This is a genomic window from Herbiconiux sp. VKM Ac-1786 (assembly GCF_015350805.1).
In the GTDB taxonomy this organism is placed as follows: domain Bacteria; phylum Actinomycetota; class Actinomycetes; order Actinomycetales; family Microbacteriaceae; genus Herbiconiux.
Window position 1 is genome coordinate 2,197,353 of the sequence record NZ_JADKSG010000001.1, and the last position, 24,505, is coordinate 2,221,857.

At 70.9% G+C, this 24,505-nt stretch carries 23 protein-coding genes and 1 tRNA gene; 17 read left to right on the forward strand and 7 right to left on the reverse strand.

Features of this window, described 5'->3' with window-relative positions:
- Positions 1-6: 6 nt before the first annotated feature.
- The gene (locus tag ITJ64_RS10695; protein ID WP_194680593.1) at positions 7-867 is read right to left on the reverse strand and encodes a TetR/AcrR family transcriptional regulator; all 861 of its coding nucleotides are present in this window, start codon (positions 865-867) and stop codon (positions 7-9) included.
- A gap of 194 nt (positions 868-1,061) precedes the next feature.
- Between ITJ64_RS10695 and ITJ64_RS10700 the strand changes: the two genes are divergently transcribed.
- The 5 genes from ITJ64_RS10700 to ITJ64_RS10720 all read left to right on the forward strand — a co-directional run bounded on the left by ITJ64_RS10700 (position 1,062) and on the right by ITJ64_RS10720 (position 5,470).
- Positions 1,062-1,952, forward strand: coding sequence for a hypothetical protein (locus ITJ64_RS10700; RefSeq protein WP_194680594.1), 891 nt, complete (start codon positions 1,062-1,064; stop codon positions 1,950-1,952).
- A gap of 16 nt (positions 1,953-1,968) precedes the next feature.
- Positions 1,969-2,931 (forward strand): ThiF family adenylyltransferase, encoded by a 963-nt coding sequence (locus tag ITJ64_RS10705; protein WP_194680595.1) that lies wholly within the window; start codon positions 1,969-1,971, stop codon positions 2,929-2,931.
- Between the two features lie 255 nt (positions 2,932-3,186).
- On the forward strand, positions 3,187-3,576 hold the full coding sequence (locus ITJ64_RS10710) for a VOC family protein (RefSeq protein WP_370545134.1): 390 nt from the start codon (positions 3,187-3,189) through the stop codon (positions 3,574-3,576).
- Positions 3,577-3,652: 76 nt separating this feature from the next.
- Entirely contained in the window at positions 3,653-4,825 is a 1,173-nt protein-coding gene (locus ITJ64_RS10715) for an Rv2578c family radical SAM protein (protein ID WP_194680597.1), read from the forward strand.
- A 33-nt stretch (positions 4,826-4,858) separates the two neighbouring features.
- On the forward strand, positions 4,859-5,470 hold the full coding sequence (locus ITJ64_RS10720; protein ID WP_194680598.1) for a thymidine kinase: 612 nt from the start codon (positions 4,859-4,861) through the stop codon (positions 5,468-5,470).
- Positions 5,471-5,539: 69 nt separating this feature from the next.
- On the opposite strand, the gene ITJ64_RS10725 is transcribed toward ITJ64_RS10720, so the two are convergent.
- The 4 genes from ITJ64_RS10725 to ITJ64_RS10740 all read right to left on the reverse strand — a co-directional run bounded on the left by ITJ64_RS10725 (position 5,540) and on the right by ITJ64_RS10740 (position 9,432).
- Complete coding sequence (locus ITJ64_RS10725; protein WP_194680599.1) at positions 5,540-5,689, reverse strand: hypothetical protein; 150 nt, start codon at positions 5,687-5,689, stop codon at positions 5,540-5,542.
- Positions 5,690-5,786: 97 nt separating this feature from the next.
- A tRNA-Pro gene (locus ITJ64_RS10730) sits at positions 5,787-5,860 on the reverse strand.
- 186 nt (positions 5,861-6,046) lie between these two features.
- Positions 6,047-6,982, reverse strand: coding sequence for a metallophosphoesterase (locus ITJ64_RS10735; RefSeq protein ID WP_194680600.1), 936 nt, complete (start codon positions 6,980-6,982; stop codon positions 6,047-6,049).
- A 5-nt stretch (positions 6,983-6,987) separates the two neighbouring features.
- A complete protein-coding gene (locus tag ITJ64_RS10740) occupies positions 6,988-9,432 on the reverse strand; it encodes a transglycosylase domain-containing protein (RefSeq protein WP_194680601.1) in 2,445 nt (814 codons plus the stop codon).
- A gap of 83 nt (positions 9,433-9,515) precedes the next feature.
- Between ITJ64_RS10740 and ITJ64_RS10745 the strand changes: the two genes are divergently transcribed.
- Positions 9,516-9,698 (forward strand): hypothetical protein, encoded by a 183-nt coding sequence (locus tag ITJ64_RS10745; protein WP_194680859.1) that lies wholly within the window; start codon positions 9,516-9,518, stop codon positions 9,696-9,698.
- Positions 9,699-9,758: 60 nt separating this feature from the next.
- Positions 9,759-10,229: a RidA family protein gene (locus ITJ64_RS10750; RefSeq protein WP_194680602.1), complete on the forward strand. Its 471-nt coding sequence runs from the start codon at positions 9,759-9,761 to the stop codon at positions 10,227-10,229.
- A gap of 69 nt (positions 10,230-10,298) precedes the next feature.
- Here the strand turns inward: ITJ64_RS10750 and acs are convergent, their stop codons facing one another.
- The gene (gene acs, locus ITJ64_RS10755) at positions 10,299-12,278 is read right to left on the reverse strand and encodes an acetate--CoA ligase (protein ID WP_194680603.1); all 1,980 of its coding nucleotides are present in this window, start codon (positions 12,276-12,278) and stop codon (positions 10,299-10,301) included.
- A gap of 426 nt (positions 12,279-12,704) precedes the next feature.
- Here acs and ITJ64_RS10760 point away from each other — a divergent pair, with 426 nt between their 5' ends.
- The 5 genes from ITJ64_RS10760 to ITJ64_RS10780 all read left to right on the forward strand — a co-directional run bounded on the left by ITJ64_RS10760 (position 12,705) and on the right by ITJ64_RS10780 (position 16,610).
- On the forward strand, positions 12,705-13,916 hold the full coding sequence (locus ITJ64_RS10760; RefSeq protein WP_370545135.1) for a TadA family conjugal transfer-associated ATPase: 1,212 nt from the start codon (positions 12,705-12,707) through the stop codon (positions 13,914-13,916).
- 80 nt (positions 13,917-13,996) lie between these two features.
- Positions 13,997-15,076 carry a type II secretion system F family protein gene (locus ITJ64_RS10765; protein ID WP_194680605.1) on the forward strand — a complete coding sequence of 360 codons (1,080 nt, stop codon included), beginning with the start codon at positions 13,997-13,999 and terminating at the stop codon, positions 15,074-15,076.
- A 118-nt stretch (positions 15,077-15,194) separates the two neighbouring features.
- On the forward strand, positions 15,195-15,488 hold the full coding sequence (locus tag ITJ64_RS10770) for a DUF4244 domain-containing protein (protein WP_194680606.1): 294 nt from the start codon (positions 15,195-15,197) through the stop codon (positions 15,486-15,488).
- A 163-nt stretch (positions 15,489-15,651) separates the two neighbouring features.
- The gene (locus tag ITJ64_RS10775) at positions 15,652-16,107 is read left to right on the forward strand and encodes a TadE family type IV pilus minor pilin (protein WP_194680607.1); all 456 of its coding nucleotides are present in this window, start codon (positions 15,652-15,654) and stop codon (positions 16,105-16,107) included.
- A gap of 68 nt (positions 16,108-16,175) precedes the next feature.
- Positions 16,176-16,610: an Rv3654c family TadE-like protein gene (locus tag ITJ64_RS10780; RefSeq protein WP_370545136.1), complete on the forward strand. Its 435-nt coding sequence runs from the start codon at positions 16,176-16,178 to the stop codon at positions 16,608-16,610.
- On the opposite strand, the gene ITJ64_RS10785 is transcribed toward ITJ64_RS10780, so the two are convergent.
- Positions 16,577-16,813, reverse strand: a complete 237-nt coding sequence (locus ITJ64_RS10785; RefSeq protein ID WP_194680609.1) for a hypothetical protein — start codon at positions 16,811-16,813, stop codon at positions 16,577-16,579. The genes ITJ64_RS10780 and ITJ64_RS10785 overlap by 34 nt on opposite strands.
- Before the next feature lie 224 nt (positions 16,814-17,037).
- On the opposite strand from ITJ64_RS10785, the gene topA reads away from it, so the two are divergent.
- From topA to ITJ64_RS10810, 5 genes are all read left to right on the forward strand, one after another.
- Positions 17,038-20,166 carry a type I DNA topoisomerase gene (gene topA, locus ITJ64_RS10790; RefSeq protein WP_194680610.1) on the forward strand — a complete coding sequence of 1,043 codons (3,129 nt, stop codon included), beginning with the start codon at positions 17,038-17,040 and terminating at the stop codon, positions 20,164-20,166.
- Positions 20,163-20,780, forward strand: coding sequence for a dTMP kinase (tmk, locus tag ITJ64_RS10795; RefSeq protein WP_194680611.1), 618 nt, complete (start codon positions 20,163-20,165; stop codon positions 20,778-20,780). The genes topA and tmk overlap by 4 nt, the downstream gene beginning before the upstream one ends.
- 139 nt (positions 20,781-20,919) lie before the next feature.
- Positions 20,920-22,164, forward strand: coding sequence for a DNA polymerase III subunit delta' (locus tag ITJ64_RS10800; RefSeq protein WP_194680612.1), 1,245 nt, complete (start codon positions 20,920-20,922; stop codon positions 22,162-22,164).
- Positions 22,161-23,780, forward strand: coding sequence for an alpha/beta hydrolase (locus ITJ64_RS10805; protein ID WP_194680613.1), 1,620 nt, complete (start codon positions 22,161-22,163; stop codon positions 23,778-23,780). Before ITJ64_RS10800 ends, ITJ64_RS10805 begins: the two co-directional genes overlap by 4 nt.
- Entirely contained in the window at positions 23,780-24,466 is a 687-nt protein-coding gene (locus ITJ64_RS10810; RefSeq protein WP_194680614.1) for a TetR family transcriptional regulator, read from the forward strand. Before ITJ64_RS10805 ends, ITJ64_RS10810 begins: the two co-directional genes overlap by 1 nt.
- The last annotated feature ends 39 nt before the right edge of the window (positions 24,467-24,505 follow it).

Sequence of the window (24,505 nt, forward strand, 5' to 3'; positions counted from 1 at the left end):
AGGCGCCTAGTCGTCGATGCTGCGGCTGCGCGGCTGCACCATCGGGATCTCGTCGATGCCGCCCGAGAGGCGGGCGATGGCGGCCTCGGCGTCGTAGTTCGGGTCGGGCACGATGAACGACGAGGTGATGGCGTGGTAGGAGATGGCCGCGAGCGACACCTCGGCCGAGCGGCCCTCGTTCTCGATGTTGTAGCGCGCCTCGACGAGGTCGGGGATGATCGCCCGCGAGATGCCGAGGCCCTCGATGACGGCCGAGGAGGCGACGACCAGGGGGCGGTAGTCGTCGTTCAGGTCGGGGCGGAGGCGGTAGCCGACCGCGGGGATGATGTTGCGGTAGAACACCTCCATCTGGTCGAGGAAGGCGAGCTCGCTGTTGCGCAGCGACTCGATCACCCGGTCGCGCACGGCGGAGGGGTAGGAGAGGGCGGTCGCGGCCAGGGCCACGTAGGTGCGCCACTGCACCGAGGAGGTGACGGCCTCGAAGTTCTGCTCGGCGGCGAGGCTGACGACGTCGAGGTAGATGCGACGGCGGCCCTCGGAGGTGCGCAGCTCGTCGGCGCGGAAGCCGAGGTACTCCCAGGTGGCGACGAGCGACTCCTCGTCGGCACGGCCGGGGGAGACCTGGTTGGCGACCTCGCTGAGCAGGTCTTCGAAGAAGGCCTCCTTGGTCTCCCAGAGCTTGTAGACCGCGCTGCGGGGCACGCCGGCCTCTTTGATCAGGTCGTCCATCAGGAGGTGCTCGAAGCCGACCGTGAGGCCGTTGGTCTGCACGAGACCCATCGCCGTCTGCAGCAGGGCGGTGCGCACCTCGTCCTTGGGCACCTTGCCGCGGCCTGCCGCGGACTTCCCCCAGCTGTTCTCTGACATCGATCAGCCCCTCTCGGAATCATTTTGGGACATAACGTCCCAAGTTGCAAACGAACACGACCCGCTCTTATGCTCGATTTCACGGCACCCAGCGCGCGCGGACCAGCCGGTCGATCCCCACCCAGGTGAACAATCGGAGGAACCCGCAGTGCTCCGTGTGGCTCTCACCTCCGAATTCTGCCAGAGGACCGCCGGTGTCGCGCATTGATCGCACCATCTCCAACGCGGCCGTCATCCCACTCATCGACGGGTCGCCCGCCTTCGTCGTCGAGCCGGAAGCCCGCCTCGCCTCGGGGGTGATCGCCGTGAACGGCGTCGCCCTCCCCGGCTTCGAGGAGGCGTACCGGCAGCACTTCGAGTTCCGCCGCCGCGTCTACGTGGAGCAGACCGGCCAGCTCGACCCCTCCGACCTCTCCGACGACGGGCTCGACCGCGACGAGGACGACGCCCGCTCGGTGACGTTCGCGATCTTCGAGAACGCGCCGGAGGGCGTGCGCATCGTCGGCGTGGCCCGCGCCATCATCAAGGGGGCCGTCGGCGTCGACCGGCCGCTGCCGGTGGAGGACTTCTGCCCCGAGGTGTTCGCCGAGCATCCGCTGCCCGAAGGGAGCGCCGAGGTGTCGCGCGTGATCGCCCGGCACGAGCGGGTGGCGATGCAGGAGCTCATCCAGTGGCACCTGTTCGCGATCATCTCCTCCTACTTCACCACCCACGGCCTCGGGCGGGCCTTCGCGATCATCGAGCCCTGGCTCGAGCGGCACCTCGCGGGGATGCTCTCCATCTGGAGCATCGGCGAGCCGCGCTACATCGAGCACTACCTCGACTACAACCAGCCGGTCGAGTTCGACCAGCCGGGCTCGGCCGACCGCATCAACGAGCGCAACGCCACCATCCTCGGCCAGCTCGCGGCGGCCGACGGAGAGCTGCAGTACTTCGGGCGCATCTCGCGGGCGCAGCGGGCGCTCGCGGTCGAGTCGGGGGTGGCGCCGGATGTTCGGGCCGGGGCTGGTGCGGGTGCCTCTGCGGGTGCGGGTGCCTCTGCTGGTGTCGACGCCGCTGCCGGCGAGGTCGCCGAGAGCCTGTGAGCGAATCGCTGCGCCGATGAGATCGCTGAGCGACCCCGAGTTCTCGCGCAACTACGGCTTCTGGAGCGAGGCGGAGCAGCGGGCGCTCACCGAGTCGCGCGTCGCGATCGCCGGGGTGGGCGGCGTCGGCTTCCAGGTCGGCACGAAGCTCGCGCGGATGGGTGTCGGGAGCTTCAGCATCGCCGACCCCGAGGTGTTCGAGCGGGCCAATGCGAACCGCGTGCCCGGAGCGAGCGCGCTGAGCTACGGCCGTTCGAAGGCGACGGTGTTCCGCGAGGAGGTGCTGGCCATCAATCCGTCGGCGGTGGTCGACGTCCACGGCGACGGCGTCACGCCCTCGAACGCGGCCGAGTTCCTCGCGGGCGCCGACCTCGTCTTCGACGAGTCGGAGACGACTCAGCCCGAGATCGGCACGGCCATCGCCCGTCAGGCGCGCGCCCAGGGCATCGCCGACCTGCTCGTGGTGAACGTCGGCTTCTCGTCGATGGCGACGGCGTTCGGGCCCTCCGGGCGGTTCACCTTCGAGCGCTACATGGGCCTGCCCGAGGGTGCGCCGCTCGACGAGATCGCGCAGCTGTCGGTCGACTTCTCACGCGTCCTGCCGTACGTGCCGCCGTACAGCGACCTGCGCGGACTCGCGGCGGTCGCCACCGCGGGCCCTGACGGCACGCATCCGTCCCTGCCGTCCATCGCTCCCGGCGTCGACCTCGCCAGCGCGCTCGGCAGCACGCAGGCGTTCCTGCACCTGATGCACCGCAAGGGGCTGGGGCAACGCCGCCGCCGGCCCGTCTGGGCGCCGCGGGTGGCCGTGCTCGACGCATACACGGTGACCGGCCGCATCATCCGCGCGTCGAAGGCGACGCACCTGCGGCACCTGCTCGTCGCCGCCGCGCGCGACCGCGCCGGGCGCAACCCGCGGGGCTCGTACACGCACGAGGACATCGCCCGGCGGGCCCGTCTCGACGACGCCGATCGATGACTTCGATGTCATCGGCGGAACTGCCCTAGCACACCCCGACATGCGGCTTCTGCCCCGTGTATTGGGGGCGCGTGACCGTGTAATGTGAGGCTGACGGTGACGTCATTAGCGCCCCTGTTTCATGGTCGTAAGGGTAACGGCTGAACATGGCAGGCGGTGTCGACGTCTCCTTGCGGGATGAGAGTATCGGGTCCTCTCATCCCGCTAAATCTATTGAGGGGCGCGTCTCAGGCCACCCGCGCTACGGTCGGTGACGTGAAACTGAACCGCGTGCACCACATCGCCGTCATCGCCACCGACTACGAGCGCTCGAAGGCCTTCTATCTCGACGTGCTCGGCTGCACCCTGCTGACCGAGGTCTACCGGGGCGAGCGCGACTCGTGGATGGGCGACCTCGCCCTGAACGGCGAGTACCTGATCGAGCTGTTCTCGTTCCCGAACCCGCCGGCGCGCCCCTCGGGCCCCGAGGCCACCGGGCTCCGTCACCTGGCCTTCGAGGTCGACTCGGTTCCGGATGCGCGGGCCGAGCTCGTGGCCAAGGGCGTGCGCTGCGAGGAGCTGCGGGTCGACCCGCACACCGGGCGGGAGATGCTGTTCTTCTTCGACCCCGACGGGCAGCCGCTGGAGCTGTACGCCGCCGCGTGACCTTTCGTCGCACTCTGCGCTCCGTCTGAGTTCGGATGCGCTTGCCCTTGGTTCGAAGATGTGTTCGAATGTCGGCATGCGCTGGACAGGACAGACCCTCTCATCGGAAGCGCCGGCCGCCCTGCCCGGGCTGGCGCGGCTCAGCAATCTCGTGCGCACGGTGCAGACCCCGGAGTTCGCGGGCATCACCTTCCACGAGGTGCTCGCCAAGAGTGCGCTGAACCACGTGCCCGGAGCGAGCTCGTCGCTGCCGTTCGCCTGGACGGTGAACCCGTACCGCGGCTGCTCGCACGCCTGCGTCTACTGCTTCGCGCGCCCCACCCACGGCTACCTCGACCTCGACGCCGGCGACGACTTCGACCGGCAGATCATCGTCAAGGTCAACGTGGGCGAGGTGCTCCGCAAGGAGCTGTCCAAGAAGTCGTGGGGGCATCACCCGGTGGCCCTCGGCACCAACACCGACCCGTATCAGCGCGCCGAGGGCCGCTACGCGCTGATGCCCTCGATCATCCGGGCCCTCGCCGAGTCGGGCACCCCGCTGTCCATCCTCACCAAGGGGTCCCTGCTGCGGCGCGACCTCGACCTCATCGCCGACGCCTCGCGCGTGGTGCCGGTCAGCCTGGCGATGTCGATCGCGATCTACGACGACGAGCTGCAGCAGTCCATCGAGCCGGGCACGCCGAGCACGAAGGCGCGGCTCGCCACGGTCACCGCCGTACGGGAGAAGGGGCTGGACTGCCAGGTCTTCCTGATGCCGGTGCTGCCGTTCCTCACCGACTCCGTCGAGCACCTGGAGCACGCCGTGTCGCTGGCCGCCGAGGCGGGCGCCTCGAGCGTCGTCTGGTCGGCGCTGTACCTGAAGCCGGGCGTGCGGGAGTGGTACACCGGATGGCTGCAGCGCGAGCATCCGGAGCTCGTCGCCCCGTACGCGAAGCTGTTCGCGCGGGGCAGCTACGCGCCGAAGGAGTACCGGGAGTGGCTGGCGGCGCGCATCCGGCCGATCCTGCGGCGGCACGGGGTCGGGAGCGGGCGGCTGTCGCCGGTCACCGGCGGGGTGCTGCCGGCGGGCGCGGGCGACGGGGTGCTGCAGTGGGGGAGCTTCGGGGCGGGTGGTGCGGATGTGTCCGGCGCCGGGGCGGCTGGCGCAGGGGTGTCCGGTGCTGGGGTGTCCGGTGCTGGCGCTGACGGGCAGATCGACGGGGCGGCGGTGCCGGCTCTGCTGCCGGCGGGGCAGCCGACGCTGTTCTGACGGGGCGGTGGTGGCGGGGCATAGGGTGTTCGGGTGGCGAAACTGTATTTCCGGTTCGGGGCGATGAACAGCGGCAAGAGCACCGCGATGCTCCAGGCCGCCTACAACTACGAGGAGCGCGGCCAGCAGGTGCTGATCGCGAAGCCCGCGGTCGACACCAAGGGCGACATGCAGATCGTCTCGCGCCTCGGGGTCACCCGTGACGCCGACTTCCTGATCGCACCCGACACCGAGGTGCGCGCCGAGTTCCAGAGCCGGCGCGACGAGGTCGTGCGCGAGACCGGGGTCGACGTCAGCTGCCTGCTGGTCGACGAGGCGCAGTTCCTCACACCCGGGCAGGTCGACGACCTGCTGCGCATCGCCATCCTCGACGGGGTGCCCGTGCTGGCGTACGGCATCCGCAGCGACTTCCAGACGGAAGGGTTCCCGGGGAGCATCCGTCTGCTGGAGGTCGCGCACAGCCTCGAGGAGCTGAAGACGATCTGCCGTTGCGGCCGCAAGGCCATCTTCAACGCGCGCACGATCGGCGGGCGCTACGTGTTCGACGGGGCGCAGGTCGCGATCGACGGAGAGGACGTCACCTACGAGTCGCTCTGCGGGGCGTGCTATCTCGAGGAATCGCACGGCCGCCTCGGCCATCACTGACGGGTCGAAGACGACCCGGGTGCGGCTGAGCCGGCCGTGCGGTGGGAACAGACGGCTAGCGGCCGGCGGCTAGCGGCGGCGGCTGAGGGCGGGCCTGGCCGCGAACGTCCAGTCCGACTGGTCGCGGAGCTTGATGGAGCGGCCGACGGCGAGTGCGATGCCAGTGGCACCCACCACCCAAGCGGTGGCCACGAGTGCGGCGATAGCGATGAAATCCACGGTGATTCCCTTCGAGCACGGGTCGGGGTGCCCGGTTGAGAAGAGGATACGCACAAAACCGGCCAGAGCGTGGTAACTCTGGCCGGTTTCTGATGTGTCGGGGTAGCGGGATTCGAACCCACGACCTCCTCGTCCCGAACGAGGCGCGCTACCAAGCTGCGCCACACCCCGAATTCACCACCACGCGAGCGCGGTTGGAACTCAACAAGAATACCCGATATTCCAGCGCCGCGAGACCACTCGCGTGGAACTGGGCCCGCGCGCGGCTCCCGGTCGGGTGGGAACGGGGCCGTTGGGGGTCGGCGCGTCGCCGCCGTCCGGTCGGTGCCGAACCGCCGCCGGGGTCAGCCGGCGGGGTCAGCTCGCGCGGGCCGTGAGCGTCAGCAGCGTGGCCTCGGGCGGGCAGGCGAACCGCACCGGCGCGTAGATCGACGTGCCGAGCCCGGCCGACACGTTCAGGTGCGCCGAGTGGAAGCCGTGCCGCCACAGGCTCAGCCCCTTCACCTGGTCGCGCGGGATGTCGCAGTTCGTCACGAGTGCCCCGAACCCGGGCACGCAGACCTGTCCGCCGTGCGTGTGTCCGGCGAACATCACCTGGGCGCCATGGGTCACGAACGAGTTCAGCACGTACTGGTACGGCGCGTGCGCCACGCCGATCGAGACCCGCGGGCCGCGATCGGCGTTCTCACGCAGCTCGTCGAGGGCGCCGGGGATGCGCTCGAGCTTGTCGAAGCGGCGATGCGGGTCGTCGACGCCGAAGAAGTCGATGATCGTGCCGTTCACCTCGGTGGTGACGGCCCGGTTGTTCAGGTTCTTCCAGCCGAGCGAGTCGAAGAAGCCCTCGAGCGCCGCCGTGTCGAGCCGCTCCGACGAGTGCGCGTGCTTCGACGGGCCCAGGAAGTACCGCAGCGGGTTCTTCGGCGACGGCCCGAAGTAGTCGTTCGAGCCGTTCACGTAGACGCCGGGCACCCCCGCGAACACGTCGAGGGCCGAGCGGATGCCCGACAGCCCGTCCCGGTGGCCGAGGTTGTCGCCCGTGTCGACCACGAGGTCGGGCTTCAAACGAGCGAGCTCCCGCACCCACTCCTGCTTGTGCGTCTGCCACGGCGCCATGTGCAGGTCGGACAGGTGCAGTACCCGGATGTCGTCGGCACCCGGAGGCAGCACCTCGACGGTCGCCGTGCGCAGCGTGAAGCGGTTGCGCTCGATCAACGTGCCGTAGGCGAGGGCTCCGGCGCCGGCCGCCGCGACCACGCCGATGGCGGTCGCGGCGGCCCGCGGTAGAGCGGACACCGGGGTCAGCCCTTCGTGGTGACGCGGAGCTTGTCGGAGCCCGCGCGGATCGGCTGGCCGGCCGCCGGGTTGCTCGCGGTCACCTTCGCGTTGCCGGAGGACGGGCCGTCGAACACGATCTGGCCCGCGCCGATGCCGGCGCCGGTGATGGCGTTCTTCGCCGCCTCGGGGCTGAGCCCGACGAGGTTCGGAACCGTGCGGAGCTGGCCGTTGGAGGTGAACACCTGAACGGTCGAGCCCTTGGTCGCGGTGCCCGAGGGCGAGCTCGAGTCGACCACGCCGGCGGCGCGGGTCGAGTCGATCTGGCCGCCGTCCTGGAAGTCGAAGCCGGCCGAGGTGATCGCGTCGCGGGCGGCGTCGATCGTCATGCCGGCCACGTTCGGGATGCTCACCTGAACGCCGTTGACCAGGGTCGACTGGGCCGTGGGGAAGGCCGTGCCGCCGTATTTGCCGTCGGCATCCGTCATGTACTGCTTCCAGACGGAGTGGCGCACGTTGCCGCCGCCCTGACCCATGATGTCGGTGTTGCGGATCGAGACCGTGCCGACCACGTTGCCCACCCAGACCGCGGTGGCGAGCTCGGTGCTCGCCCCGACGAACCAGGTGTCCTTCTCGGAGTCGGTGGTGCCGGTCTTGCCGAAGTGCGGGATGCCGTCGTTCGGGTTCGACGCGGTGGCCGTACCGCCGTTGATGACGCCCTGCAGCGCGGTCGTCATGGCCGCGGCGATGCTCGGGTCGACCGCCTGGCTGCAGGTGGTCTGCGGGGCCGGCACATCGTTGCCCGAGGCGTCGACGATGCGCTCGATGGCCACGGGGGAGCAGTAGGTGCCCTCGTTGGCGACCGCGGCGAACGCGGCGGCCATGGTCATCGGAGCGATCTCGTTGGTGCCCAGCACGTCGGCCGGGTTCTCACCCAGTGGGCCGCCGTCGGCGCGGTGCACGCCGAAGGCCTCGGCCGTCTTGCGGATCTCGCACTGGTCGAGCTTCTGCGCCATGCGGAGGAACGCGAGGTTCACCGAGTCGGCGGTGGCCTTCGACACCGTCACGTTGCCGGGAGCGGCGCCGCCGTCGTTCTTCACGGAGTAGGTGCCACCGTTGCCGCCGGTGCAGCTGTCGCGGAACTGGGCGAGGTTCAGGGTGCCCGGGTTTCCGTTGATGATGTCACCGAGCGAGTGGCCCGTCTTCAGCCACTCGGCGAGGGTGAAGATCTTGTAGGTCGAGCCGACCTGGAAACCGGTCGAGCCGCCGTAGGCGTAATCGGTCGCGTAGTTGATCGCCGAGGCGCCCTCGTTCGTGGCGGTCACCTCGGGGTCGTCGCTGAAGTCCTTGTTCTGCACCATGGCGAGCACCTTGCCGGTGCCGGGCTGCACGGTGACGAGCGAGGAGCCCAGGTCGAAGCCGGAGCCCGCCTTGGGCACGTAGGCGTTCATCGCCGCCGCGCCGGCAGCCTGCAGGTCGAGGTCGAGCGTGGTGTAGATGTCGTAGCCGCCGGTCTTGAAGTTGTTCCAGCGCGAGTCCTCGTCGGGCCCGAACGCGGCGTCGTTCTTCACGATGCGGGTGATGTAGTCGCAGAAGAAGCCGGCGCTGATCTCGTTCGCGGTCTGGCAGCCGGTCGACTGGATCTGGATGTTCGGCGTCACGGGCGTGGCGATCGCCTCGTCGTACTGCGCCTGCGTGATCTTGTGCTCCTTGAGCATCGCGGGCAGCACGTCCTTGTCGCGGCGAGCCTGGTTGTCGGCCACGTTGTCGGGCTCGTCGATGCGGAGGTCGTTCGGGGCGTTGACCGTCGCGATCAGGCTGGCGGCCTGGGCGACCGACAGGTCGGTGGCGTTGACACCGAAGTAGTACTGAGCGGCCGACTGGATGCCGTAGACCCGGCCGCCGAACGGGGCGATGTTCAGGTAGCCGAGGAGAATGTCGTCCTTCGAGAACTCCTTCTCGAGGCCGATCGCGAGCTTGATCTCCTTGAGCTTGCGGTCGATGCTCGTCTTCGTGGCCTCTTCGTAGGCCGCGTCGCGCTCGGCCTCGTCCTGGATGGCCTCGGCCTTCTGCACCTGGATGTTGCGCACGTACTGCATCGAGATCGTCGACGCACCGCTGGCGGAGGTCTCGAGCGCGTTGCCGGCGGCGGCGCGCAGGGTGGCCGCGACGTCGACGCCGCCGTGGCTGTAGAAGCGCGGGTCCTCCACAGCGACCACCGCGTCCTTGACGAAGGGGGAGATCTGGTCCCAGCCCACTTCCTCGCGGTTCTGCTCGAACACGCTCGCGAGCAGCACGTTGGAGCCGTCGGACTTCGTCGCGTAGATGTTGGTCTTCTGCGCGAGGGCGTCGGGCTTGATGTAGCTCGGGAGGTTCTCGAACATTCCGATGGAGTTGTTCGCGGCGATACCGGTGACGGCGAGTGCAGGCGTGACCATAGCTGTCACCAGGATGCCCGCGATTGCGCTCATACCGACGATGCCCAGAATGGCTCCGACCACACCGCTAGCCGTGGCTTTAGGGGCAGACATAGAATCCAGGGTAAGCGACAACCATGAGAAAAGCCGAGAAAGGGGCGCCCGTGCCCGCCTGGGAATACGTGACGACACCTCTGATGATCCACAACACGACCGGCATCCTCAACACCTGGGGCTCCGAGGGATGGGAGCTCGTGCAGATCGTGACCGGCCCCGAAGGCGGCCTGGTGGCCTATATGAAGCGGCCCGTCCAGGGCTGATCGAGGGCTGCTTCGCCGCGATCCCGGCCCCGTCGGTCGGGCTCCGCTAGCGTGGGTCGCATGTCTCAGATCACTGCGCGACTCGCCGAACTCGGCATCGAACTTCCCACCGTGTCGGCTCCGGCCGGCGCCTACATCCCCGCCACGATCAGCGGGAACCTCGTCTTCACGGCGGGGCAGCTGCCGTTCGTGGGCGGAGCCCTGGCCGCGATCGGCAAGGTCGGCGAGGGCGACGGTCTCGTCTCGCCGGTCGACGCCAAGGCTTACGCGGCCACCGCGGCGCTGAACGCCCTGGCCGCCGTCGAGAGCGTGATCGGGTCGCTCGACCGGGTCGTGCGGATCGTGAAGGTCACGGGGTTCGTGGCCTCCGACCCGTCGTTCACCGGGCAGCCCGGCGTGATCAACGGCGCCTCGGAGTTCCTCGCCGACGTGTTCGGGGATGCGGGCATCCACGCGCGGTCGGCCGTCGGCGTGGCGGTGCTGCCGCTGGACTCGCCGGTCGAGGTGGAGCTGATCGCCGAGTTCGCGTAAGCGCTGCCGCTGCCGCTGCCGCTGCCGGCCGCGGCCGCCGCGTGTGCTGCGGCGGCCGCGTCTTCGGCGCTACTTCAGCGTGTTCGAGATGACGCTCATCACCATGGTGTCGGCGAGCGTGGTGGTGTCGCCGATCTCGCGCCCCTCGGCGACGTCGCGCAGCAGCCGGCGCATGATCTTGCCCGAGCGGGTCTTGGGCAGCTCGGTCACGATGTGCACTTCGCGGGGGCGCGCGATGGCGCCGATCTGCTCGGCGACGTGAGCCCGCAGCACGGCTGAGGCGTCGTCGGCCGCTGCGGCATCCGCTTGGCTGGCCCTCGTGATGACGAAGGCGACGACGGCCTGCCCGGTGGTCTCGTCGGCCGCGCCGACGACGGCGGCCTCGGCCACCATCGGGTGCGACACGAGCGCCGACTCGATCTCAGCGGTGCTGAGGCGGTGCCCCGACACGTTCATGACGTCGTCGACGCGGCCGAGCAGCCAGATGTCGCCGTCCTTGTCGCGGCGGGCCCCGTCGCCGGCGAAGTAGGTCGTGGGCCCGAACTTCGACCAGTAGGTCTCGACGAACCGGTCGGGGTCGCCCCAGATGCCGCGTGCCATGCTCGGCCACGGGTGGGTGACGACGAGCAGCCCGCCCTGATCGGCCTCGGTCGAGCGGAACCGGTCGTCGACGACGTCGATCGCGATGCCCGGGATCGGGACCTGCGCGCTGCCGGGCTTCAGGGTGGTGACCCCGGGGAGGGCGCTGATCATGATCGCGCCGGTCTCCGTCTGCCACCAGGTGTCGACCACCGGGATCGTGCCACCGCCGATGACGTCGCGGTACCAGACCCACGCCTCGGGGTTGATCGGCTCGCCCACGCTGCCGAGCAGCCGGAGGCTCGACAGGTCGAACTCCTTCGGGATCTGCCGCCCCAGCTTCATGAAGGTGCGGATCGCGGTCGGTGCGGCGTAGAGGATCGACACCTTGTACTTCTGGACGATCTCCCACCACCGGCCCGCGTGCGGGGTATCGGGGGTGCCCTCGTAGATCACCTCGGTGGCGCCGTTGGCGAGCGGCCCGTAGACCACGTACGAGTGCCCCGTGATCCACCCCACGTCTGCTGTCGACCAATACACGTCCTCCTCCGGCTTCAGGTCGAAGACAGCCTTGTGGGTGAACGCGACCTGCGTGAGGTAGCCGCCGGAACTGTGGAGAATTCCCTTGGGCTTCCCGGTTGTGCCGGAGGTGTAGAGGATGAACAACGGATTCTCCGCCGGGAACGCCTTCGCGACGTGCTCGGTGTCGACCTGGGCGATCTCGTCGTGCCACCACAGGTCACGCCCCGCGTGCCAGTCGACCTCGCCCTCGGTGCGGCGCACGACGAGCACGTTCCGCACGGTGCTGTCCTCGCCGTCGGCGTTGGGCTCGAGGGCCTTGTCGACGGTGGGCTTCAGCGGGAACGCCTTGCCCTTGCGGTACCCGCCGTCGGCGGTGATCACGAGCACGGCAGACGCGTCGTCGATGCGCGAGCGCAGGCTCTCGGCACTGAACCCGCCGAACACGACCGAGTGCACGGCGCCGATGCGCGCGACGGCGAGCATCGAGATGACCGCCTCGGGGATGAGGGGCAGGTAGATCGCGACCCGGTCGCCCTGCTTCACGCCCAGCGCGGTGAGGAGGTTCGCGGCCTTCTTCACCTCGGTCGTGAGCTCGGCGTAGGTGAAGGAGCGGCTGTCGCCCGGCTCGCCCTCCCAGTGCAACGCGACCCGGTCGCCGTTGCCGGCCAGGACGTGCCGGTCGAGGCAGTTGTAGGCGACGTTCAGCTCGCCGTCGTCGAACCACTTCGCGAACGGCGGCTCGCTCCAGTCCAGCGTGCGCTCGGGCGTGAAGGGCTTCTGCCAGTGCAGCAGCTCCCGGGCCTGCGCGGCCCAGAACTCCACCGGATGCTCACCCTGCTCGTACAGCTCGCCCGTGGCCACCGCGGCCTTCGCGAAGGCGTCGGCGGGCGGGAACCGCCGCGCCTCGTGCATCAGGTTGTCGATGTTGTTCGCGCTGTTCTCAGCCATGTGTCGTGTCGCTCCTTCGCGAAGACCAACCGGTTCGTGCCGTCACTCGGGCGGCTGCCGTCTACGACGATAGTCCACCCCTCCGGAGCCAGATCAACCGCCCCGGGGCGGTCGCGCGACACGGTCACTGAGAATTCGCTGGAGTGGTTTGTGGAAGTGTTTCGAGTGGGTAAACTCGGTGTTACCGGACGTCAAGTTCGGATGCAGCGCACTAGCGATTCCCCCCAATCCAGCGTTGCTGCGGCGGCACCCTTCCCCCCATTGGGTGCCGCCCCTTCTTTTTAACGAACGCCTCGGCTCCGGCCGGGGCGTTCGTCGTTTCCGCCGGCTGCCCTCATCTTCTGCACAGCGGGCGCGCGTCCCTGGTTACCGCACAGCTTCTCCGATCGACGGATGCTCGGCAGCGGCCCCTCGTACGGTCACCCCATGACCACCACCGCCCTCACCCGACTCCACCGCTCCGACGAGGTCTTCGGCCCGCTCGCCCCCTACCTCGTCGACCCCGCGGTCACCGACCTCTTCGTCAACGGCCACCGCGAGCTCTGGGTCGACCGCGGTGCCGGTGCGGCCCGTGATCCGAGTTGGACCTGCCCGGGCGAGGACGCCCTGCGAGCGTTCGCCGTGCGGCTGGTCGCCCGCGGCGGCCGCCACCTCGACGAAGCGACCCCGTGCGTCGACGTGGAGGTCGAGGGCGTCCGCGTGCATGTCGTCCTCCCGCCGATCGCGGTCGGTGGAACGGTCATCTCCGTCCGCGTGCCCGGAACCTCCCGCCCCGACCTCGACGACCTGGCCCGCCGCGGCCTCTTCGGCGCCGGACCGGCGGGTCTCGCGCGCCGGGCCTTCGTCGAGCAGGCCGTCCGCGACCGGGTCAACCTGCTCGTCACCGGCGCCGGCGGCAGCGGGAAGACCACCTTCCTCGCCGCGCTGCTCGGGGCCGCCGATCCCGCCGACCGCCTCGTCGTGATCGAGGACGTCGCCGAACTGCGCGTCGAGCATCCGCACGTCGTCTCGCTCGAGGCGCGCCAGCCGAACCTCGAGGGCGCCGGCGGCATCGGCCTCGCCGAGCTGGTCCGCCAGGCCCTTCGCATGCGGCCCGACCGCCTCGTCCTTGGGGAGTGCCGGGGCGCCGAGATCCGCGACCTCCTCGCCGCGCTCAACACCGGCCACGACGGCGGCGCCGGCACCCTGCACGCGAACGCCATCGCCGACGTCCCGGCCCGCCTCGAGGCCCTCGGCGCCCTCGCGGGCCTCGACGCCGCCGCCCTTGCCCGCCAAACCGTCAGCGCCGTCGGCCTGGTCCTCCACCTCCGCCGCACCCCCGCCTCGCGCACGTCCCCCGCCCCCACGCCGACCACACGCCCGCCCACCGCCTCCCTCAGCGACCCCGCCGCCTTTCCCGGCGACCCAACTCACCTCCGCGATGACGCTGCGGGCCGTGCTGCCATTGCCGGTAGTCCTTCCATCGCCGGTGCTCCGGATGCCCACGCCCGCTCGGTCCGCGTCCTCGATGGCCTCGGACGTTTCGCGCTCACCCCCTCGGGCCATCTCACCATCGTGTCCATCCCCCTTCCCGGGTCGCCTGCGACCTCGGCTTCGCGTGCCCGGCGCGGGGCGGCGCCCGTGCCTGGGGCGGCGTGATGACGGCGTCGGCCCCGCGGGCGGTGAGCCTCCGCCGGCGCGATCGCGTCCGCACTCCGGAGGCCGATCGGAGCGCCGCCGTGGTCGAACGCCTGGCGGCCCTGATCGGAGCCGGTGTCGCGCCCGCGCAGGCGTGGCGCTACCTCGCCGAGGTCGAGCCGCACCCGCAGGTCGCCGCGGTCGTCGCCCGCCTCGACGGTGGCGCCGACGTCGCCCACGCCATCGCCGGCGCCGCCGCTTCGGCGGCCGGCTCGGCGCACCGCGGCCGCGCGAGCGCCGCCACCGAGTCGTGGCACGTGCTCGCGGCGGCCTGGTCGGTGGCGACCTCCGCCGGAGCTCCGCTCGCGCATTGCCTCGACGACATCGCGGCCACGCTCCGCGGCCTCGCGCAGGCCGAGCGCGACACCTCGGCCGCGCTGGCCTCGCCGCAGGCGACCACCCGCCTCGTCCTGTTCCTCCCCGTGATCTCCATAGCCGGCGCGTCCCTCCTCGGGCTCGACACCCTGCAGGTCCTGCTCGGAACCCCGCCCGGCCTCGTCTGCCTCGCCGGAGGGATCGCCCTCACCGCCCTCGGAGCGCTCTGGAGCCGCCACCTCGTGCGCCGAGCCGCCCCCATCGACCGCGCCCCCGGCCTCCTCCTCGACCTCACCGCCGTAGCCATCGCCGGCGGCGGCTCCCTCCCCGCCGCCCGCACCCTGGCCCTCACCACGATCGAACGGCTGGCCCCCACGGCCCTCGCCCCACCACCAGATCGCCCGGCATCCACCCAATCGGCACCGGCCCAACCGACACCCGGTCGGCCGGCATCCCGTCAGCCGGCATCCCGCCAGCCGGCGTTCGGCCAGCCAGCACCCGGCCCCTCGGCGTCCGGTCGGCCGGCGTCATCCAACCAGTCGGCGTCTGGCCAGTCGGGGTCAGAGCAGCTGTCCGTGCTCGCCGAGGTGCTCGCGCTCGCCGAGCGCTCCGGTGCGCCCCCGGCGCAGCTTCTCCGCTCCGAGGCCCTCCGCCTCCGCCGCGAATCCGTCGCCCGCACCCAGCGCCGCACCGCCGAGCTGGGCGTCTGGCTCATGCTCCCCCTCGGAACCTGCGTCCTCCCCTCCTTCCTCCTCCTGGCAGTCGCCCCGCTCCTCCTGGCGGCCCTCCCTCCCGCCCTCCTCTAACGCCGGCCCCGGCGGCGCCGCACCACGAGCTTTGATGCCGCCCCCCACAACCTCTCACAGCCACGACTGCCCGCGGCCACTACGACCACTCACCATCACCACTACGAAAGGACGCACCATGACATCCACGAGATTTGAGCCGGTCTGCGCTCTCTGCGCGGCGCTCGACACCCTGGAGCGAGGCGCCGACGGCACCGCGCGGGCCGAGACGCGGGGACGCGACCGGAGGGGGTGGCGGCACAGGCTTCGTGTCGCCGTCGCCGACGAAAGCGGCGCGGCGACCGCCGAGTATGCGGTCATCCTGCTGGCGGCGGTCGGGTTCGCCGGGCTGCTGCTGGTCATCCTGCGGGGCGACGAGGTGAAGAGCATGCTGACGGATCTGGTGCATCGTGCCCTCACATCCGCCGGTTGATCGACGGCCCGGCTTTCGCATCGGGGTCCGGCGCGGCCCGACGGGCGGCCTGGGCGTCAGCGTCCGGCGCGGCCCGACGGGCGGCCTGGGCGTCAGACTCCGGGGCGGCCCAAGCAGCGGCCTGGGCGTCGAAGCTCAGCGCAGCGTAGGCGACAGCCTGGGTGTGAGAGCCGGGAGCGGCCTGGGCGACGCCCTGGGTTTCGGAGCCGGGCGCAGCCGGAGCGACGGCACGGGTGGTGCGGGGCGTGTTGCGAGCGGGCGCGCGGGTTCGGCGCTGCGGCGGGTGCTGGCCGAGGAGCGGGGGTCGGTGGCGGCGGAGTTCGCCGTGGTGCTTCCGGCCGCCGCGATCGTGCTCGTCATGGGGTTGGGGCTCGTGCAGCTCGGCACCGTCCAGGTGAGGTTGACGGATGCCGCCGCCGATGCGGCACGGCTGATCGGACGGGGCGAGAGCGCGGACGCCCGGGTCGCCGCCGCGCATCCGGGTGCCACCATGACGGAGAGTCGCACGGGGGCGGTGGTCTGCGTCACGGTGTCGGCCCGGGTCTCCGTGGGCTCCGGGCCGGCAATCCCGTTCGAGGGGACGGGCTGTGCCCTCGATGACACCCGGGCGGCTCCATGAGGGCGCAGGCCAGGTCGAGCGACCGGCGAAATCCGCGCCGGTCAGGTGACCGTCGTCCCGGTCGTCTCGTGCCGGGGACAGAGGACAAGGGGGAGGAGGGCGGCGGCTCGGTCGTCGGGCTGGCCGTCGTGGCCGCGCTGGCCGCCGCGGTGGTGGCGTTCGCGCCGTTCGGCGGTGCGCTCGCCGCGCGCCAGGCGCTGGTCGGGGCCGCCGACGCGGCCGCGCTCGCCGCAGCCGACACGGCGTCGGGCCGGGTGAGCGGCGACCCCTGCGGGGCGGCGGCGGCCGTCGCCGGGGCTCTGGGCGTGATCGTTGCCGGGTGCACGGTGGACGGCGGGGGAGTGGCGGTGGTGACCGTGTCCACGACGATCCTCGGCATCCCTCTCGCCGCCGAAGCCCGGGCGGGCCCGCCGCCCCACCCGGAATCGAGAGGGAGCGAGAGGGGCCGACCCGGGCGGGCGGAGTCAGGTCAGGAGGAGACGACCGCCTCCACGTACCGGTAGTCGACCGCGCTCGGCCGCTCCGAGTCGGCGTACTCCAGGCCCGAGGCCCGGCGGTACAGATAGGACTTGCTGCGGGTGGCGGCGGGGATGCTCAGCCGCGCGTGCGGCTCACCCGCATCCGTGAAGTCGGTGCGGATGGTCTTGCCCTCGAGCGGACCGTCGGTGAACTTGGCGGTGTAACTGCCTTTGTCGACAGGCGACATGATGCGATGCCCTTTCCTCATTGAAGTGGTCGATGACCATTGTCCCCCTCGCGGGGGCCCGCGCAACGCCCGTCGATCATCTGCGAAGAAGGGATCGGCGGCGTCCGGACGGGAATCAGCGGGCATCCACGCGCGTTTCCGCAACGGCGACCGCACGATTAGGCACCTCCCGGTTGGGGGTGTGTATGGTGTGCCTGACAGATCGCATATATAAGGAGAAACCTTTGCCCAGCCCGAGAAAGCTCGTCATCGTCGAGTCCCCGACGAAGGTGAAGTCGATCGCCCAGTACCTCGGCGACGGCTTCGATGTGCTTGCCTCGGTCGGTCACATCCGCGATCTGGTCGAACCGAAGAACCTCCCGCCCGAGCTCAAGAAGGGCTCGCTCGGCAAGTTCTCCGTCGACGTCGAGAACGGCTTCGAGCCGTACTACGTCGTCTCCGACGCCAAGAAGAAGACCGTCGCCGAACTGAAGAAGGCACTCGCCTCCGCCGACGAGCTCTACCTCGCAACTGATGAAGACCGCGAGGGCGAGGCCATCGCGTGGCACCTCCTGCAGGTGCTGAAGCCCAAGGTGCCGGTCAAGCGCATGGTCTTCCACGAGATCACCCGTGAGGCCATCGAGGCCGCCCGCGACAACACCCGCCAGATCGACGACGCCCTCGTCGACGCGCAGGAGACCCGCCGCATCCTCGACCGCCTCTACGGCTACGAGGTCAGCCCCGTGCTCTGGCGCAAGGTCGGCCCCGGTCTGTCCGCCGGCCGCGTGCAGTCCGCCGCCACCCGCCTGGTCGTCGACCGCGAACGGGAGCGCCTGGCGTTCACGAGCGCCAACTACTGGGACCTGACGGCCACCCTCGCCCCTGGCGAGACCGCGAAGACCGCCCCCGAGAAAGACGCGTTCGACGCCCGCCTGGTGCGCCTGAACGGCGAGCGGGTCGCGTCGGGCCGCGACTACGACGAGTCGGGTCAGCTCAAGGGCAAGGCCGTGCCGCTCGGCGAGGCCGCCGCCACCGCCCTGAAGGATGCGCTGCAGGCCGACGGCGTCGACATCCGCGTCAGCGCGCTCGAGAGCAAGCCCTACACCCGTCGCCCCGCGGCGCCGTTCACCACCTCGACCCTGCAGCAGGAGGCGGCCCGCAAGCTCCGCTTCTCGGCCCGGCAGACGATGAGCGTCGCCCAGTCGCTCTACGAGAACGGCTACATCACCTACATGCGAACCGACTCGCCGTCGCTCTCGCAGCAGGCGATCAACGCGGCGCGCAACCAGGCCACCAAGCTCTACGGCGCCGACACCATCCCCGACAAGCCGCGGCTGTACAGCGGCAAGGGCAAGAACGCGCAGGAGGCCCACGAGGCCATCCGCCCCGCCGGCGAGGTCTTCAAGACCCCGTCCGAGCTGTCGGGCACGCTGCGCGGCAACGACTTCCGCCTCTACGAGCTGATCTGGAAGCGCACCGTCGCCTCGCAGATGGCCGACGCCAAGGGATCGACCGCCTCGGTCACCATCACGGCCGGCCCCGTCGAGGTCGCCGAGCTGGGCGGCACCACCACCGCCGAGTTCTCGGCCTCCGGAACGGTCATCACGTTCCGCGGCTTCCTGCACGCCTACGAGGAGAGCCGCGACGAGGAGCGCAACGCCGCCGCCGAGCCCACCGAGGCGAAGCTGCCCGTGCTGAAGGAGGGCCAGGAGCTCGCCGCCGTCGCCCTCGACGCCGCCGGCCATGACACCACGCCGCCGCCGCGCTACACCGAGGCCAGCCTCGTCAAGGCGCTCGACGAGCTCGGCATCGGCCGCCCCTCCACCTACGCGTCGATCATCTCCACGATCGTCGACCGCGGCTACGTCACACCCCGCGGCCAGGCCCTGGTGCCGAGCTGGACGGCCTTCTCCGTCGTGCGCCTCCTCGAGGACTTCTTCGCCGAGCTCGTGAACTACGACTTCACCGCAGCGCTCGAGGCCGACCTCGACAAGATCGCCGACGGCGAGGAGGATCGCGTCGACTGGCTGAAGAGCTTCTACTTCGGCAGCGAGGGCCACCCCGGCCTCCGCAGCGTCATCGACAACCTCGGCGAGATCGACGCCCGCGCGGTGAACTCGGTGACCATCACCGACGACATCACGCTGCGCATCGGCAAGTACGGCCCCTACCTTGAGGTGCTCGACCCCTCGGGCGACGTCGAGGCTCCGCCCCGCCGCGTCAACCTGCCGCAAGACCTCGCTCCCGACGAGCTCACCCCCGAGAAAGCCCGCGAGCTCGTCGACGCGCCCGTCGTCACCGACCGCGTCATCGGCATCAACCCCGAGAACGGCAAGCAGGTCGTCGCGAAAGACGGTCGCTTCGGCCCGTACGTGACCGAGCTCGACCCCGAGCCGGCTCCGGATGCGGTGGTCGCCTCGACGACGGATGCTCCCGCCACCGGGTCCGCGGCCACCAAGGCCCCGGCGAAGAAGGCTCCGGCGAAGAAGGCCGCCGCCGTCAAGCCGCGCACCGCCTCGCTGTTCAAGTCGATGGATCTCGCGTCCATCGACCTCGACACCGCGCTGCGGCTGCTCGACCTGCCGCGCACCGTCGGCGACGACCCCGAGTCGGGCGAGCCGATCACCGCCCAGGGCGGCAAGTTCGGCCCCTACCTGAAGAAGGGCACCGACACCCGCTCGCTCGAGAGCGAAGACCTGATCTTCGAGATCGACCTGCCGGGAGCGCTCGAGCTCTTCGCCCAGCCCAAGTACGGGGCCCGCCGGGCCTCGTCGGCGCTGAAGGAGTTCGAGGCCGACCCCGAGAGCGGCAAGCCGATCCGGGTGAAGGACGGCCGCTTCGGCCCGTACGTCACCGACGGCACGACCAACGCCACGATCCCGCGCGGTGAGACCGTCGAGGAGATCGACTTCGAGCGCGCGGTTCAGCTGCTCGCCGACAAGCGCGCCAAGGGGCCGGCGAAGCCGCGCGCCAAGGCGGGCGCGGCTAAGACCACGGCGGCCAAGAAGCCGGCGGCCAAGAAGGCCCCTGCGAAGTCGACCACCGCCAAGACCACGGCGACCAAGACCACGGCCGCCAAGACCACCACCGCCAAGACCACGGCGACCAGGACCACGGCCGCCAAGACTACGGCGGCCAAGACCACGGCATCCAAGACTACGGCGGCCAAGACTACGGCGGCCAAGACCACGGCGGCCAAGTCGACGGCCACGAAGACGACGGCAGCGAAGACCACCGCGGCCCGAACCACGGCAGCCAAGACCTCCGCAGCGAAGACGACGGCAGCGAAGACCACCGCGGCCGAGACCCCCGCCGCGAAGACCCCCGCCGCCAAGGCGGAGGCCGCCGCCGGCACGGGCACCCCCGCGTCGTGACCGGCGTCTTCATCACCCTCGAGGGCGGTGACGGCTCGGGCAAGACCACCCAGTCCACCCTCCTCGAGGAGTGGCTGACCGCCCGGGGCCGCACCGTCGTGCGCACCCGGGAGCCCGGCGGCACCGACTTCGGCACCGAGGTGCGCGAGATCGTGCTGCACAGCCGCGGCTTCATCACGCCGCGCGCCGAGGCGCTGCTCTACGCCGCCGATCGCGCGCAGCACATCGCCACGAAGGTGCGCCCGGCCCTCGAGCGCGGCGAGGTCGTCGTGCAGGACCGCTACCTCGACTCCTCGGTCGCCTACCAGGGCGCGGGGCGGGTGCTCGACGCCGAGGAGGTGCGCGACCTCTCGCTCTGGGCCGTCGAGGATCTGCTGCCCGACCTCACGATCCTGCTCGATCTCGACGAGACGGCCGCTCGTGCCCGCCTCGACAGCGCCGACAAGCCGTTCGACCGGCTCGAGGCGGAGAAGGGCGAGTTCCACGCGCGCGTGCGGGCCGCCTTCCTCGCCCTGGCCGAGCGGGAGCCCGCCCGGTTCCTGGTCGTCGACGCGTCGGCCGATCCCGAGACGATCGCGGCGAGCATCCGGAACCGCGTCGCGACCCTGCTCTGACCCCCACGGCGGGGCAGCCCACAGCGACCCGCCCACAATGACCCCGCCCACAGCGAGGCCGCCCACGGGGACTCCGCCCACGACGACCCCGCCCACCGCCCAGCGGCGCACTGTCAGGGGCGGCCGATAGATTGGAACCATGACCGTCTGGAGCGACCTCACCGGCCAGTCGGCCGCCATCGAGGTCTTCCGCGCGGCCGCTGAGAGCTCGCTGCGCCCGCGCACCGAGCCGAACGACGCCCAGCACCAGAACCCGACACCGGCGACGGATGCGCGTTCCACCCCCGACTCGATGACCCACTCCTGGCTCATCACCGGCCCGCCCGGCTCGGGCCGCTCCAACCTCGCGTACGCCTTCGCCTCGGCGCTGCTCTGCCGCTTCGGCGGCTGCGGCGTCTGCCCCGACTGCACCCAGGTCGCCGCCCGCACCCACCCCGATCTCGCGGTGCTCGCGACTGAGCGCGTCATCATCTCGATCGACGAGGTGCGCAAGCTCGTCTCGTCGTCGCAGTTCTCGCCGTCCGTCGCCCGCTACCGCGTCGTGGTCATCGAAGACGCCGACCGCATGCAGGAGCGCACCTCGAACGTGCTGCTGAAGGCGCTGGAGGAGCCGCCCGAGCGCACGGTGTGGATCCTGTGCGCCCCGAGCGAGGCCGACCTGCTGCCCACGATCCGCTCGCGCGTGCGCTCGGTGCGCCTGCGCGTGCCGAGCACCGACGACGTGGCGAGCCTGCTGCAGCGCCGCGACGGCGTCGACGCCGCCACCGCCGAGCGCGCCGCCCGCGAGTCGCAGAGCCACATCGGCATGGCCCACCGCCTGGCCACCAACGACGAGGCGCGGGCCCGCCGGGCCGAGACCCTCGACCTGGCCCTCGGCATCCGCTCGGTCGGCGACGCCGTGCGCGGGGCCGCCCGCCTGCTCGAGATCGCGGGCGCCGACGCCCAGGCGATCACCGAGGAGCGCGACGCCGAGGAACGCGCGAACGCGCTCCGCTCGCTCGGCGTCGAACCCGGGCAGGCCGTGCCGCTCGCGCTCCGCGGCCAGATGAAGGCACTCGAAGACGACCAGAAGCGGCGGGCCACCCGCAGCCTCCGCGACGGCATCGACCGCATCCTCACCGACCTGCTCTCGCTCTATCGCGACACCGTGCTCGTGCAGCTCGGCGCGCCCGAGAGCGTCGAGCTCGTGAACGAGGCCATCGGCGACCGGGTGCGCGACGTCGCCGCCGGCGCCGAGCCCACCCAGACCCTCGCGGCGATGGATGCCATCGCCGACGCCCGACGCCGCATCGCCGCGAACGTCGCTCCGGCCCTCTCCCTCGAGGCCATGCTCATCACGCTGGCCGAGGCCGGCCGCACCGCCGCACGAAAGGTCTCCTCGTGAGTCGTCCCCGTCCCGCCCGCCGAACGTCCCGCCGAACGACCCGGCGCGTCACCGCGTTCGTGGCGATCGCCACGGCCGCCGTGCTCGCCCTCTCGGGCTGCGCGACCTGGTTCACCAGCGACTACGGGAACGGCGGCTCGACCGGCGGCTCCGGCGGAGACGGCGGCGGCGCGGGCGGCACCAGCACCTCGACGCCCACGGCCGAAGACGTGCCGGCCGAGCTGCAGCCCTTCTACGGCCAGATCCTCGAGTGGACGGCCTGCAGCGGCTCCTTCCAGTGCGCCACGGCGAAGGCCCCGCTCGACTGGTCGAACCCCACGGGCGACACCGTCGACCTCGCGCTGATCAAGAAGCCGACGAGCGGCACCAAGCAGGGCAGCCTGTTCGTGAACCCCGGCGGCCCCGGCGGCTCGGCCTACGACTTCGTCGAGCAGTCGGCCGACTACGCGGCACACCCCACCCTGCAGAGCGCCTACGACCTGATCGGCTACGACCCCCGCGGCACCGGCCACTCCGACGCCGTGAAGTGCCTCACCGACGAGGAGCGCGACGCCTACCTCTACGACCTCATCCCGGGTGAGCGCGGCTTGGCCGAGTGGATCGCGGCCTACACCGCCGCGGCGAAGGACTTCGCCGACAAGTGCGCCGAGAACACCGGCCCGCTGCTGGAGTTCATCGACACCGACAGCACCACCCGCGACCTCGACATGCTGCGCGCGGTCGTCGGCGACCCGAAGCTGAACTACCTCGGCTACTCCTACGGCACCTTCCTCGGGGCCGAGTACGCCGAGAACTTCCCCACGAAGGTCGGGCGCATGGTGCTCGACGGCGCCGAAGACCCCTCGTCCAGCGGCTTCGACATCAGCATCTCGCAGGCGGCCGGCTTCGAGCAGGCGCTGAAGAACTACCTCACCGCCTGCGCCGACCGCAGCGACTGCTGGTTCCAGGGCTCCGCTGATCAGGCGCTGACGGGCATCCAGAAGCTGCTCGCGAAGGTCGACCAGAGCCCCATCCGCGCGAGCGACGGCCGGGAGCTCGGCGCGTCGAACCTGCTCACCGCCGTGTTCTACCCGCTCTACAACGAGGAGAACTGGTCGTACCTCGACACGCTCTTCCAGACGGTCGGCGACGGTCAGGCCGACTTCGCCTTCCAGCTCGCCGACGCCTACAACAGCCGCAACGCCGACGGCACCTACGCCGACAACCTGATCGAGTCGTTCAACGCGATCAGCTGCGCCGACTACCCGGCCACCAACGACCCGGCCGTCATCGCCGAGCAGAACGAGAAGATCGTCGAGGCCTCGCCGACGGTCGGCCCGTACTGGACCTACAGCGACATCTCCTGTTCCCAGTGGCCGTATCCGAGCCGCCGCGTGCCGGCGCCGGTCACCGCGGCGGGCTCCGGCCCCATCCTCGTGGTCGGCACCACGGGCGACCCGGCCACGCCCTACAAGTGGGCCGAGGCCCTGGCCGGCCAGCTCGAGAACGGGCATCTCGTCACCTTCCAGGGCGAGGGCCACACGGCCTACAACTCCTCCACCTGTGTGGCGGATGCGGTGGACGCCTACTTCCTCGAGGGCACCGTTCCGGCCACCGACCCCGACTGCACGAGCTGATGCGACTCGACGCGGCGATCGACGCGGCCGGCGCGGGCCCGGCCGGGGGCGACGTGGGCCTGCGCGAGCGCAAGCGCCGCGCCACGCGCCGGAGCATCCAGATCGCCGCCCTCCGCCTGATCGCCGAGAACGGTCTCGACCAGATGACCGTCGACGACATCAGCCGCGAGGCCGGCGTCTCGCCCCGCACCTTCTTCAACTACTTCCCGTCGAAGGAGGCCTCGCTCACGGGTGACGTCCCGATCCTGTTCAGCGACGAGGTCGCGGCACGGTTCGAAGACGCCGGCCCCGACGGCGACCCGCTGCGCGACCTCGTCGACATCATGACCACGCAGGCCGCGGCCGACGGCACGCTCGACCCCGAGCTGCATCAGCTGCGGCGCTCGGTCATCCACGAGTATCCGCAGATCTCGGCGATGCGCATGGACCGCATCCGCTCGTTCGAGCTCGAGATCGCCGACTCGGTCACACGTCGACTGCGGGCGGATGCGGGGAAGCGCGGCCTCGACGCCGACGACCCCGCGCTTCCCGAGCGAGGGCGCCTCACCGGTGTCGTCATGCTCTCCCTGGCCCGCGCCGCCTGGATCGCCTGGCTCGAGCACCCCGACGACGTCTCGCTGCCCGACCAGCTGCAGCGCAGCTACGAGCAGCTGCGTTCGGTCGTGGGCGGAGCATCCGCGGGCTGACCGGCCCGGCACGGCGCGGCGCGGCACTGCAACCGTCAC

Excerpts from the sequence above, each read along its gene's own strand:
- ITJ64_RS10695 (WP_194680593.1), bottom strand. The coding sequence starts at position 867 with ATGTCAGAGAACAGCTGGGGGAAGTCCGCGGCAGGCCGCGGCAAGGTG.
- ITJ64_RS10705 (WP_194680595.1), top strand. The coding sequence starts at position 1,969 with ATGAGATCGCTGAGCGACCCCGAGTTCTCGCGCAACTACGGCTTCTGG.
- ITJ64_RS10715 (WP_194680597.1), top strand. The coding sequence starts at position 3,653 with ATGCGCTGGACAGGACAGACCCTCTCATCGGAAGCGCCGGCCGCCCTG.
- ITJ64_RS10740 (WP_194680601.1), bottom strand. The coding sequence starts at position 9,432 with ATGAGCGCAATCGCGGGCATCCTGGTGACAGCTATGGTCACGCCTGCA.
- ITJ64_RS10745 (WP_194680859.1), top strand. The coding sequence starts at position 9,516 with ATGAGAAAAGCCGAGAAAGGGGCGCCCGTGCCCGCCTGGGAATACGTG.
- ITJ64_RS10750 (WP_194680602.1), top strand. The coding sequence starts at position 9,759 with ATGTCTCAGATCACTGCGCGACTCGCCGAACTCGGCATCGAACTTCCC.
- acs (WP_194680603.1), bottom strand. The coding sequence starts at position 12,278 with ATGGCTGAGAACAGCGCGAACAACATCGACAACCTGATGCACGAGGCG.
- ITJ64_RS10760 (WP_370545135.1), top strand. The coding sequence starts at position 12,705 with ATGACCACCACCGCCCTCACCCGACTCCACCGCTCCGACGAGGTCTTC.
- ITJ64_RS10770 (WP_194680606.1), top strand. The coding sequence starts at position 15,195 with ATGACATCCACGAGATTTGAGCCGGTCTGCGCTCTCTGCGCGGCGCTC.
- ITJ64_RS10785 (WP_194680609.1), bottom strand. The coding sequence starts at position 16,813 with ATGTCGCCTGTCGACAAAGGCAGTTACACCGCCAAGTTCACCGACGGT.
- ITJ64_RS10800 (WP_194680612.1), top strand. The coding sequence starts at position 20,920 with ATGACCGTCTGGAGCGACCTCACCGGCCAGTCGGCCGCCATCGAGGTC.
- ITJ64_RS10810 (WP_194680614.1), top strand. The coding sequence starts at position 23,780 with ATGCGACTCGACGCGGCGATCGACGCGGCCGGCGCGGGCCCGGCCGGG.